Source organism: Pseudomonas sp. NPDC007930, from assembly GCF_042958985.1.
GTDB lineage: Bacteria > Pseudomonadota > Gammaproteobacteria > Pseudomonadales > Pseudomonadaceae > Aquipseudomonas.
The window spans coordinates 622,197-633,122 of the sequence record NZ_JBIBKC010000003.1; the positions used below are offsets into that span (position 1 = coordinate 622,197).

Sequence of the window (10,926 nt, forward strand, 5' to 3'; positions counted from 1 at the left end):
CAGGGATAAATCGACACGCGCTGTAGGCCATTGCCTTATGGAACCGTTTTGCACCCTTGTTTACGGTGCCAGGGCTAAAAAGCACGCTGGGGCCTTAGCCGAAAACCCCTCCCGGTGGGAGGCGCAGCGTTTCCCTAGAGGGTTTTGCCGGGCCCGTGGCTGCTTATAATTCGGCCGTTGCAACCGGGCCGTCCGGTACCTGCCGCCAGTGCCACACAGGGAATGAACATGGAATACGCCGCCGCCATCAGCCACGTCGCTGCACTGATCGCCGACCCCAAGCGCAGCGCCCTGTTGTGGGCGCTTATCGACGGTGCCAGCCGCGGTGCCGATGAACTGGCCAGCCTGGCCGGGGTGTCGGCCACCTCGGCCGGCGCGCACCTGGCGCGGCTGAGCGCCGCCGGGCTGCTCACGCGCGAAGCGCGGGGGCGCAAGCGGTTCTTTCGCCTTGCCGCCCCGGAAGTGGGCGTCGCGGTCGAAGCCCTGGCCAGTGCCAGTGCGCTCAGCGGCCCACGGGCTGAGCGCGGCACCCGGCCCGAGGCCCCCGGCACCGCCGCGATGCGCCAGGCACGGCGGTGTGGCGACCACCTGGGGGGCGTGGTCGCAGCGCAGTTGTATCGGCAATTGCTGGCCGCCGGTTGGGTGCAGGGCGACGGCAACGCGGCCCTGCTCACCCCGGCGGGGGTCGCCGGCCTGGAGCGCTTGGGCATTTACGTTCAGGCCTTGGCCCAGCGCAGCCGCTTGCAGGTCACGCCGTGCTGCGACTGGTGCGAAAGCGGCCCGCACATTGGCGGTGCGCTCGGCACCGGGCTGTTGCGCCTGGCCCTGCAACGCCAGTGGCTGCAGCCGCTGGCTGGGTCCCGCGCCCTGCGCGTTACCGCCCAGGGCGCGCAGGCCCTGGCCGCGCTGGGCGGCCCGCCGGTTACTTGACCAGCCGCGCGTCGAGGCTGTTTTGCGCCAGGCGTTGCGCCTGGGCCTCGGTCATGCCCAGGTGGGTATGCAGGGCGTGGAAGTTTTCCGTCACGTAGCCGCCAAAGTAGGCGGGGTCGTCGGAGTTGACCGTCACCTTCACCCCACGCTCGAGCATCTCAAGGATGTTGTGCCCGCTCATGTGGTCGAACACGCACAGCTTGATGTTCGACAGTGGGCACACCGTGAGCGGGATCTGCTCATCGATGATGCGCTGCATCAGCCGTTCGTCTTCGATGGCGCGCACACCGTGGTCGATCCGCTCGATCTTCAGCAGGTCGAGGGCTTCCCAGATGTACTCGGGCGGGCCTTCTTCGCCGGCATGGGCCACGGTCAGGAAGCCTTCGGCGCGGGCGCGGTCGAACACCCGGCGGAACTTGCTCGGCGGATGGCCCTTTTCCGAGCTGTCCAGCCCAACCGCCACAAAGGCATCCCGCCAGGGCAGGGCCTGGTCGAGGGTTTTCTCGGCGGCTTCTTCACTGAGGTGGCGCAGGAAACTCAGGATCAGCCCGCTGCTCACCCCCAGTTGGGCCTTGCCGTCCTTGAGGGCCTGGCCGATGCCGGCGATCACCACCTCGAAGGGGATGCCGCGGTCGGTGTGGGTTTGCGGGTCGAAGAACGGCTCGGTATGGACCACGTTCTGCGCCTTGCAACGTTGCAGGTAGGCCCAGGTCAGGTCGTAGAAGTCCTGCTCGGTGCGCAGCACATCGGCGCCCTGGTAGTACAGGTCGAGAAATTCCTGCAGGTTGTTGAAGGCATAGGCGCCGCGCAGGGTTTCGACATCGGCCCAAGGCAGGGCGATGCGGTTGCGTTCGGCGAGGCTGAACAGCAACTCGGGCTCCAGCGAGCCTTCCAGGTGCATGTGCAACTCGGCTTTGGGCAGGGCGTTGAGCCATTCGTACATGGGGTATCTCTCATCAGGGCATACAAACACGCTGTGTATTGTAAGGCGGTGCAGAGGAACCATCACGGTGTTGCGATAATCTTTAGCAACAATTCAGCGCCTCCCCTCGTAAGGAAACCCATGTTCAGGTTCGTTCTCCAGGAAAAACTCATGCTGGTCGCGGTGCTCGCCGCCGTGCTGGCCTACCCGCTGGAGCACGCCATGCTCAGCCATGGCCAGGGCCCGGCGCTGGTGGCGGCCGGCCTGCTGATCGCGGCGATCGTGTGTGCGTCGCTGCGGGTGGCGCACCATGCCGAGGTGCTGGCAGAAAAAGTCGGCGACCCGTACGGCACGATGATCCTCACCCTCGCCGCGGTGCTGGTGGAAGTGGTGATCCTGGCGATCATGATGAGCAACGAGCCATCACCCACCCTGGTGCGCGACACCATCTACTCAGCGGTGATGCTAGACATCAACGGCATTCTTGGGTTGGCGGCGCTGATGGGCGGGCTCAAGCATGGCGAGCAACCCTACAACGATGATTCCGCACGCACTTACAGCGTGATGATCCTCACCGCCATGGGGGTTTCGATGGTGGTGCCGGAGTTCATTCCCGAGGGCAACTGGAAGCTCTACTCAGGCTTTACCATCGGTGCGATGCTGGTGCTGTACAGCGTGTTCCTGCGCATGCAGGCCGGGCCCCACAGTTACTTCTTCAGCTACAGCTACCCGGAAAAAAAACGCCATGGCCAGGGCACTGAAAGCCACGAGCCGGCGGCCAGCCTGGGGTTGGCAGTGGGCGTGCTGGTGTTTGGCGTGGTGGTGATCGGCGCCCTGGCCGAGGTGATGGCCAAGGCCATGGACCTGGGCCTTGAAGGCAGCGGCGCGCCGCCGGTGCTGGCGGCGATCCTGGTGGCGGGTATCTCGGCGGCGCCGGAGATTCTCACCGCCTTGCGCGCGGCTTTGGCCAACCGCATGCAGTCGGTGGTCAATATCGCCCTGGGCGCGTCGCTGTCTACGGTGATCCTCACCGTGCCGGTGATGGAGGCCATGGCGCTGTTCACCGGCCAGCCGTTCCAGATGGCCATGACCCCGGTGCAAACGGTGATGACCTTCATCACCCTGCTGGTGTGCGCGATCAACCTCAACGATGGCGAAACCAATGCGATCGAAGGCATGACTCACTTCGTGCTGTTTGCCACGTTCATCATGTTGTCGCTGCTCGGGCTTTAACCCGCCCGCATCAGCGCGCTGGCCGCCTGGCGGTGGTCGGCGATCAGGCCGGCGAGGTCCAGCCCGGGAATCTCGCCGTCGACCAGCCGCCATTGGCCGCCAACCATCACCCGGTCGGCGCGATCGGCGCCACACAACAGCAGCGCGCCGATTGGGTCGTGGCTGCCGGAGTAGCGCAGGTCGTCGAGCTTGAACAGCGCCAGGTCTGCTTGCAGCCCGGGGGCGAGCTGGCCGATGTCATCGCGCCCCAGCAAGCGCGCCGAGCCACGGGTGGCCCAGCCCAGCGCGCGTTCCGGGGTGATCGCCGCCGCGCCATAGCGCAGGCGTTGCAGGTACAGGGCTTGGCGGGTTTCGAGGATCAGGTTCGACGCATCGTTGGAGGCCGAGCCATCGACGCCTAGCCCCACCGGGGCGCCGGCAGCCTCAAGGTCTTGAGTGGGGCAGATGCCCGAGGCCAGGCGCATGTTCGAGCTGGGGCAATGGCAAATGCCGGTGCCCGCAGCGCCGAGGCGGGCAATTTCATCAGGGTTGAAGTGGATACCATGGGCCAGCCAGGTGCGCGGGCCCAGCCAGCCCACGCTGGCGAGGTAATCCACGGTGCGCAGGCCAAAGCGCTGCAGGCAAAAGGCTTCTTCATCGAGGGTTTCCGCCAGGTGGGTGTGCAGACGCAGGTCAAGGCGCTCGGCCATCTCGGCGCTGGCCTGCATGATCTCGCGAGTGACCGAAAACGGCGAACACGGCGCCAGGGCGATTTGTACCTGGGCGCCGGCGCCGCGCTCGTGGTAACGCCCCACCAGCCGTTCGCTGTCGCGCAGGATGGCTTCGGCGCTTTGCACGGTGTGTTGCGGCGGCAGCCCGCCGTCGGCCTCGCCCAAGCTCATGCTGCCGCGGCTGAGCATGGCGCGCAGGCCCAGGCCGCGCACGGCGTCGACCTGCACGTCGATGGCCTCTTCCAGCCCGGTGGGAAACAGGTAGTGGTGGTCTGCCGCGGTGGTGCAGCCTGAACGCAGCAACTCGGCCAAGGCCACTTGGCAGGCCAGGTGCAATTGCTGGGGTGTGAGCCGTGCCCACACCGGGTAAAGCTGTTGCAACCAAGGGAACAACGGCTGGTTGATCACCGGCGCCCAGGCGCGGGTGAGGGTTTGGTAGAAGTGGTGGTGGGTGTTGATCAGCCCGGGTAGCAACACATGCTCGCGGGCATCGAACACCTGGTCGCACGGCTGGGCTGGGCGTTGCCCAGGGGCGAGGAGTTCTTCGATGCGGTTGCCGTGGATCACCAGGCCGCCTCGGGCGTCGAGGGCGTTGGCGGTGAAGCAGGCGAGAGGGCGTTTCAGCCAGGTACGAATGGCAGGCATGGAGCCGGCTCCTTTCAAGGGTATTGAAGGTAAGCCAGCTCAGTGATTGCCCTGTCTGCTGATCCAGGGTGAAACGCCGCTAGCTTAGCGCTACCACGGCAGCACGTCACCCTTGTAGTTGATGAAGTGCAGGCCGCCCTTGCCGGCATAGGCCTGTAGCTGGCGGGCCAGCCCGGTGGTGCTGGTGAGTACGTCGATGTCGGCGCCGTCGCCGCCCATGGCTGTTTTCACCCAGCCCGGGTGCATCGCCAGCACCGTGGGGCGTGGTTCCGGCAGTTGGGTGGTGAAGGTGTTGACCATGGAGTTGAGCGCGGCCTTACTGGCTTTGTACAGGGCCATTTCCGCGGCGTCTGGCGCGAGGATGCTGCCCAGCCCCGAGCTCATGAACGCCAGCACCCCGGTGCCTGGGCGCAGGGTGGGGCAGAATGCCTGGGCGACGCGGATCGGCGCCAGGGTGTTGGTCAGGAACAGCGCGCCCAGTTGCTCGGCGCCGACGCCCGCGAGGCTTCCGGTGGGGCCCATGACCCCGGCATTGATAAAGACGACGTCGAACACCTGGCCGCGCAGGCGCTCGGCGAGTTGAGCCAGCTCGGCGGGGCGATCAATGTCGAGGGTTTCGACCTGTACCTGGGGCAAGGCCTGCAGCTCAGTGGCCTTGGCCACGTCACGCACCGTGGCGGTGACGGCCCAGCCCGCTTCGCTCAAACGCTCGGCCAAGCCAAGGCCGAGGCCGCGGGAGGCGCCGATGATCAATGCGGTGGTAGCAGCCATGTGGGTATCTCCTGGGCGGGGTAAAGCCCAAGAGTGTAGCGCCAGGCCCTTATGCGAGGGTTAAGAGTGTTTAAGCCTCGAAATAACAATGGCTTGGCGAAAAAATGAGCAACTGTTTGAAACCGTTGCACGGCGCGGGTTGTAGCGGGCTATGCAGGTGTTATCCACAGGGCGGTGCACGCCGATTGTGGGTAACGCCGCTACAGGGGAGTGAGCACAATGCGCCCCTTGCTCAGCCCGGCGAGGTGCTGCTGCACGGCACCGGCCTGCTCGCCTTCCAGTGCCACATGCAAGGCCACGCCGCCGGCGCCGAACGTTTCAGCTTCGACCAGCCCGCCGGCCTCCAGTACCCGCAGCCGCACCAGCGCCAGTTCGCTGAAGCTGCACTGCAAGGTAAAGGGCAGGCGCGCAACCAGCAGCCGCTTCTCGGCCTGTTGCAGGCATTTGTTGGCGCAGCCGCCATAGGCCCTGGCCAGCCCGCCGGTACCCAGTTGGATGCCACCGAACCAGCGGATCACCAACACCGCCACCTGGTCGCAGCCTTGTGCCTCGATCGCCGCCAGGATCGGCCGGCCGGCGGTGCCGCCGGGTTCGCCATCGTCGCTGCTGCGGTATTGGCTGCCCAGCTTCCAGGCCCAGCAGTTGTGCGAGGCGGCCAGGTCGCTGGCGCCGCTGATGAACGCCTGCGCCTGCTCAGGGCTGGTGATCGGCGCCGCCAGGGCGATGAAGCGGCTTTTGCGGATCTCTTCGCGGTATTCGTGGGGGGCGGTCAGGGTAGAAGGCATGGCGCTGGGCGGTCAGGGCTGGGCCTGCTTGATACCACAGCCTTTGAGCAGGATGTTGATCAGGTTGTCTGCCGCGGCGTCGAAGTCAGGCTTGGTCAGCCGGGTTTTACCGGTCACCCGGCAAATTTGCGTGGCGAAGTCAGCATAGTGCTGGGTGCTGCTCCACAGTAGGAATATCAGGTGCACGGGGTCGATCGGGTCCATCTTGCCGGTGGCGATCCAGGCTTCGAACACCGCGGCGCGGCCTTGGAACCAGGTGCGGTAGTCTTGGCTGAAATACTCGTTCAGGCACTGCCCGCCGCTGATGATTTCCATCGCGAAGATCCGCGAGGCTTGTGGCTGGCGGCGGGAGAATTCCATCTTCGCGCGGATGTAGCGGGCCATGGCCTCGGCAGGGTCGTCATCGACCGTGAGGTTGTTGAAGGTGCTGTCCCACAGCTCGATGATGTTGCTCAGCACTGCCACGTACAGCCCCAGTTTATTGGTGAAGTAGTAGTGCAGGTTCGCCTTGGGCAGCCCGGCATTGAGCGCGATGGTGTTCATGCTGGTGCCCTTGAAGCCGTGCTTGGCGAACTCGTCTTCGGCCGCGCGCAGAATGGCTTCTTCGTTCTTCTGCCGAATACGGCTGGCGGGTTTGCCGTTCTGCAGGCTGTGGGCGGGCACTACGAGGGTCATGGCGGCTTCCGGGTAGTCATTTGGGTGCGTTGATAACGCACCCACGGGCAACACACAAGAGGCGCGAGCAATAAACCTCAATGCTCGGCGGGCTCTGCCTGCAGGGCCTGTTCGGCGCTGGCCGATTGCGGCAGCAACAGGCACATCAGCAAGGCCGTTATGCCGCCGCTGGTGATCGCCGAATCGAACAGGTTCTGTACCAGTTTGGGCAGCAAGTGCAGTAACTCCGGCTGCGCCGCCACGCCCAAGCCCACGCCAAAACTGGTGGCGATGATCAACATGCCGCGCCGGTCCAGCGCGGTTTGCGCGAGGATGCGTACCCCGGCCGCGGCGACGCTGCCGAACATCACTAGGGTCGCGCCGCCCAGTACCGGCTTGGGAACCTGCTGCAAAACCGCGCCAATGGCGGGCACCAGCCCGAGCACGAACAACATGGCGCCGATGTACAACCCCACATGGCGGCTGGCCACGCCGGTGAGCTGGATCACCCCGTTGTTCTGCGCGAAGGTGGTGTTGGGAAAGGCATTGAAAGTGGCGGCCAGCAGGCAGCTCACGCCATCACCCAGCACGCCGCCCTTGAGCCGGCCCACATACGCCGGGCCGTTGATCGGCTGGCGCGACAGCATGCAGTTGGCGGTGAGGTCGCCGACGGTTTCGATCGCGCTGATCAGGTAGATCAACGCCACCGGGATGAACGCCGCCCAATCGAAGGCAAAGCCGAATTTGAAGGGCACTGGCACGCTGATCAACGGCAGCGCGGGCAGCGCCTGGGGCACCAGCTTGCCGCTGTACCAAGCGGCCAGGCTGCCCACGCCGAGGCCGATGATGATCGCCGACAGCCTCACCCAAGGGGTGTTGCAACGGTTGAGCAGGATGATCACCAACAGCACCAGGCCACCCAGGGCGAGGTTGCCGGGGGCGCCGAAATCCGGGGCGTTGAAGCCGCCACCCAGGTCGGTGATGCCCACCTTGATCAGGCTGATGCCGATCAGGGTGATCACGATGCCGGTGACCAATGGAGTGATGACCCGGCGCAGTTGGCCAATGAACCGGCTGAGTATCACCTGCACGATGGCGCCGAAAAAACACACGCCGAAGATCATCGCGAGTACGTCTTCCGGGCCGCCGCCGCGCTGCTTGACCATAAAGCCCGCCGAGAGGATCGCGCCGAGGAAGGCGAAGCTGGTGCCTTGCAGGCAGATCATCCCGGCGCCGATGCCGAACGGGCGGCGTGCCTGGATGAAGGTGCCCACGCCTGACACCATCAGCGCCATGCTGATCAGGTACGGCAAATGATCGCCCAGCCCAAGCACCGAGCCGATGATCAAGGGCGGCGTGATGATGCCGACAAAACTTGCCAGCACATGTTGCAACGCCGCCAGCAGCGACGGCAGCAGGGCCGGGCGGTCTTCCAGGCCGTAGATCAGATCGTGTGACGCGTGGGGTGGCGATGGCATGACGCTATTCTCGCAAGGCGTGATCGGTATGGATCACCGCGTTGCAAAAACCTGTCCAACTAATCAGTTTTGCGTACGGGGGCGTGGGCTTTTGTATACATTCCGCGGCTTGCACGGGGTGCGCGCTTTTGCTCAGCGGGTGTGGCTGAGGCTTTGGATGAAGCTTTCGAGCACCATGTTGGGGCGCCGCCCCCGGCGCGTGACCCAAGACAGGCTCAGGTCGTAGTAGCGCGACTGCGGTTTGAGTGCCCGCAAACGGCCTTGCTGGACCCAGAATTGCGCGTAGTGGTCGGGCAGGTAGCCGATGAAGCGCCCGGTCAGGATCAGAAAGGCCATGCCCTCGCGGTCCGAGGCGCTGGCGGTGCAGTTGAGCGCCTGGTAGTGGGCCTGGATCTCCACCGGCAGGCGGAAGGTCGGGGCGATGGCGTCTTGCGCATCCAGCCGGGCCTGGTCGAGGGTGTTGTCATCGGCATAGAACAGCGGGTGGCCGACCGCGCAGTACAACAGCGAGCGCTCGCTGTACAACGGTTGGTATTCAAGGCCCGACAGTGGGCTGGCCTGGGGCACCACGCCGATGTTCAGGCTGCCGTCGAGCACCCCTTGTTCCACTTGGCTGGGGGCGATCATGCGGATCTGGATGCGTACGCCGGGGCCTTTTTCCTTCAGCTCCGCCAATGCATGGGTAATGCGCATGTGCGGCAGGGTGACCAGGTTGTCGGTCAGGCCGATATTCAGCTCACCCCTCAAGTGCTGGTGCAGGCCGTTCACTTCGGTGCGGAAGTTCTCCAGCGCACCGAGCAACTGCAGGGAGGAGTGGTAAACCTCGCGGCCTTCCTCGGTCAGCGAAAACCCCGCCCGGCCGCGCTGGCACAGGCGCAGGCCAAGGCGCTGCTCAAGGTCGCTCATTTGCTGGCTGATGGCCGAGCGGCCAATGCCCAATACGTTTTCGGCGGCGGAGAAGCCGCCGCTCTCGACCACACTGCGGAAAACCCGCAACAAGCGGATGTCGAAGTCACTGACCTGGGCAAGGCGGTTCATAGTTTAGTGCGCCGATAACTTTGGTTAGGTAGATCTGGCTTTTATGGACTTTATACCCGTGCCAACGTAGGCAGCAACCACAACACTGCCGCCGTCCCAGGCGAGGGGTAAACGATGAACATGCCGGAAAACGCACCGCAAGGCGTGGCTAGCCAGCTCAAGCTGGATGCCCACTGGATGCCCTACACCGCCAACCGTAACTTCCAGCGCGACCCGCGGTTCATCGTCGCCGCCGAAGGGCGCCACCTGATCGACGACAAGGGCCGTAAAATCTACGACAGCCTTTCGGGCTTGTGGACCTGCGGCGCGGGCCATACCCGCAAGGAAATCCAGGAAGCCGTGGCCAAGCAGCTGGGCACGCTGGACTACTCCCCAGCGTTCCAGTTCGGCCACCCGCTGTCGTTCCAACTGGCGGAGCAGATCACCGAGCTGACCCCAGGCAACCTCAACCACGTCTTTTATACCAACTCGGGTTCCGAGTGCGCCGACACCGCGCTGAAGATGGTCAAGGCCTACTGGCGCCTGAAGGGCCAGGCCAGCAAGACCAAGATCCTCGGCCGCGCCCGTGGTTACCACGGCGTGAACATCGCTGGTACCAGCCTGGGTGGGGTGAACGGCAACCGCAAGATGTTCGGCCAACTGCTCGATGTCGACCACATCCCGCACACCCTGCTGCCGGAAAACGTGTACGCCAAGGGCATGCCCGAGCACGGCGGCGTCGCGCTGGCCAATGAGCTGCTGAAGCTGATCGAGCTGCACGACGCATCGAACATCGCCGCGTTGATCGTCGAACCCATGGCTGGCTCGGCCGGCGTGCTGCCGCCGCCCAAGGGTTACCTGCCGCGCCTGCGCGAAATCTGCGACCAACACAACATCCTACTGATCTTCGACGAAGTGATCACCGGCTTTGGCCGCACCGGCAGCATGTTCGGTGCCGAGACCTTTGGCGTGACCCCAGACCTGATGTGCATCGCCAAGCAGGTCACCAATGGCGCCATCCCCATGGGCGCGGTGATCGCCAGCAGCGAGATCTACCAGGCATTCATGAACCAGCCTACCCCGGAGTATGCGGTGGAGTTCCCCCACGGCTATACCTATTCGGCGCACCCGGTGGCCTGTGCCGCGGGGCTGGCGGCATTGGACATCCTCAAGCGGGAGAACCTGGTGCAAGCCGCCGCGGAGCTCGCGCCGTCGTTCGAGCGCGCGTTGCACGGCATCAAAGGCACTGGCCACGTGGTCGACATCCGCAACTTTGGCCTGGCCGGTGCTATTCAACTGGCGCCCCGTGACGGTGACGCCATCGTGCGCCCATACGAAGCAGCGATGAAGCTGTGGCAGAAAGGCTTCTATGTACGCTACGGCGGCGACACGCTGCAGTTTGGCCCGTCGTTCAATGCCACAGCCGCGGAGATGGACACGCTGTTCAGTGCGGTGGGCGAAGCGCTGGGCCAAGTGAGCTGAGGCGCTGCTTATATATAGGGCGCCGGACTAGGCGCCTTATTACAGTTTTTTGAAATTAACGGTTGACGCCCCGTTTTATCCCCCTATAATGCGCACCACTTCCAGCGACAACGGAACGCGAAAATCCTTGGTAAACAAGGAGTTAGCGAAACGAGGTGGTAGGAAGTGGCTTCAATCCCGATACGTCGGACCGCCGGATTGAAACGGTGAAAAAGGTGGTTGACAGCAGGTTGTAACGCTGTAGAATTCGCCTCCCGCTTCAAGAGGTTCTGAGGCGAGTCAAGTGTTTGAAGTTAAAC

Annotated in this window: 10 protein-coding genes; 3 read left to right on the plus strand and 7 right to left on the minus strand. The window is 64.4% G+C overall.

Translation table 11 applies throughout. From position 1 onward, the window contains the following. The first annotated feature begins 228 nt into the window (after nucleotides 1-228). The gene (locus ACFZCE_RS10370; RefSeq protein WP_390938607.1) at nucleotides 229-930 is read left to right on the plus strand and encodes an ArsR/SmtB family transcription factor; all 702 of its coding nucleotides are present in this window, start codon (nucleotides 229-231) and stop codon (nucleotides 928-930) included. Here ACFZCE_RS10370 and ACFZCE_RS10375 read toward each other — a convergent pair. Continuing rightward, entirely contained in the window at nucleotides 923-1,873 is a 951-nt protein-coding gene (locus ACFZCE_RS10375) for an adenosine deaminase (RefSeq protein ID WP_390938609.1), read from the minus strand. The two genes, ACFZCE_RS10370 and ACFZCE_RS10375, sit on opposite strands and share 8 nt — an antisense overlap. 120 nt (nucleotides 1,874-1,993) lie before the next feature. On the opposite strand from ACFZCE_RS10375, the gene ACFZCE_RS10380 reads away from it, so the two are divergent. Then, nucleotides 1,994-3,085: a calcium:proton antiporter gene (locus ACFZCE_RS10380; protein ID WP_390938611.1), complete on the plus strand. Its 1,092-nt coding sequence runs from the start codon at nucleotides 1,994-1,996 to the stop codon at nucleotides 3,083-3,085. On the opposite strand, the gene ACFZCE_RS10385 is transcribed toward ACFZCE_RS10380, so the two are convergent. The 6 genes from ACFZCE_RS10385 to ACFZCE_RS10410 form a co-directional block, all read right to left on the minus strand. Next, on the minus strand, nucleotides 3,082-4,440 hold the full coding sequence (locus ACFZCE_RS10385) for an 8-oxoguanine deaminase (protein WP_390938613.1): 1,359 nt from the start codon (nucleotides 4,438-4,440) through the stop codon (nucleotides 3,082-3,084). The two genes, ACFZCE_RS10380 and ACFZCE_RS10385, sit on opposite strands and share 4 nt — an antisense overlap. A 90-nt stretch (nucleotides 4,441-4,530) precedes the next feature. Further along, nucleotides 4,531-5,211: an SDR family oxidoreductase gene (locus ACFZCE_RS10390; protein ID WP_390938615.1), complete on the minus strand. Its 681-nt coding sequence runs from the start codon at nucleotides 5,209-5,211 to the stop codon at nucleotides 4,531-4,533. A gap of 200 nt (nucleotides 5,212-5,411) precedes the next feature. Then, nucleotides 5,412-5,996 carry a YigZ family protein gene (locus tag ACFZCE_RS10395; protein WP_390938617.1) on the minus strand — a complete coding sequence of 195 codons (585 nt, stop codon included), beginning with the start codon at nucleotides 5,994-5,996 and terminating at the stop codon, nucleotides 5,412-5,414. Nucleotides 5,997-6,008: 12 nt separating this feature from the next. After that, entirely contained in the window at nucleotides 6,009-6,671 is a 663-nt protein-coding gene (locus ACFZCE_RS10400) for a TetR family transcriptional regulator C-terminal domain-containing protein (RefSeq protein ID WP_390938619.1), read from the minus strand. Nucleotides 6,672-6,748: 77 nt separating this feature from the next. Then, a complete protein-coding gene (locus ACFZCE_RS10405; RefSeq protein WP_390938621.1) occupies nucleotides 6,749-8,128 on the minus strand; it encodes a solute carrier family 23 protein in 1,380 nt (459 codons plus the stop codon). A gap of 132 nt (nucleotides 8,129-8,260) precedes the next feature. Next, complete coding sequence (locus ACFZCE_RS10410) at nucleotides 8,261-9,166, minus strand: LysR substrate-binding domain-containing protein (RefSeq protein ID WP_390938623.1); 906 nt, start codon at nucleotides 9,164-9,166, stop codon at nucleotides 8,261-8,263. A gap of 114 nt (nucleotides 9,167-9,280) precedes the next feature. Here ACFZCE_RS10410 and ACFZCE_RS10415 point away from each other — a divergent pair, with 114 nt between their 5' ends. After that, the gene (locus ACFZCE_RS10415) at nucleotides 9,281-10,627 is read left to right on the plus strand and encodes an aminotransferase class III-fold pyridoxal phosphate-dependent enzyme (RefSeq protein WP_390938625.1); all 1,347 of its coding nucleotides are present in this window, start codon (nucleotides 9,281-9,283) and stop codon (nucleotides 10,625-10,627) included. Nucleotides 10,628-10,926 lie beyond the last annotated feature (299 nt).

Coding starts and splice junctions, on each gene's coding strand:
- ACFZCE_RS10370 (WP_390938607.1), top strand. CDS start 229: ATGGAATACGCCGCCGCCATCAGCCACGTCGCTGCACTGATCGCCGAC.
- ACFZCE_RS10375 (WP_390938609.1), bottom strand. CDS start 1,873: ATGTACGAATGGCTCAACGCCCTGCCCAAAGCCGAGTTGCACATGCAC.
- ACFZCE_RS10380 (WP_390938611.1), top strand. CDS start 1,994: ATGTTCAGGTTCGTTCTCCAGGAAAAACTCATGCTGGTCGCGGTGCTC.
- ACFZCE_RS10385 (WP_390938613.1), bottom strand. CDS start 4,440: ATGCCTGCCATTCGTACCTGGCTGAAACGCCCTCTCGCCTGCTTCACC.
- ACFZCE_RS10390 (WP_390938615.1), bottom strand. CDS start 5,211: ATGGCTGCTACCACCGCATTGATCATCGGCGCCTCCCGCGGCCTCGGC.
- ACFZCE_RS10395 (WP_390938617.1), bottom strand. CDS start 5,996: ATGCCTTCTACCCTGACCGCCCCCCACGAATACCGCGAAGAGATCCGC.
- ACFZCE_RS10400 (WP_390938619.1), bottom strand. CDS start 6,671: ATGACCCTCGTAGTGCCCGCCCACAGCCTGCAGAACGGCAAACCCGCC.
- ACFZCE_RS10405 (WP_390938621.1), bottom strand. CDS start 8,128: ATGCCATCGCCACCCCACGCGTCACACGATCTGATCTACGGCCTGGAA.
- ACFZCE_RS10410 (WP_390938623.1), bottom strand. CDS start 9,166: ATGAACCGCCTTGCCCAGGTCAGTGACTTCGACATCCGCTTGTTGCGG.
- ACFZCE_RS10415 (WP_390938625.1), top strand. CDS start 9,281: ATGAACATGCCGGAAAACGCACCGCAAGGCGTGGCTAGCCAGCTCAAG.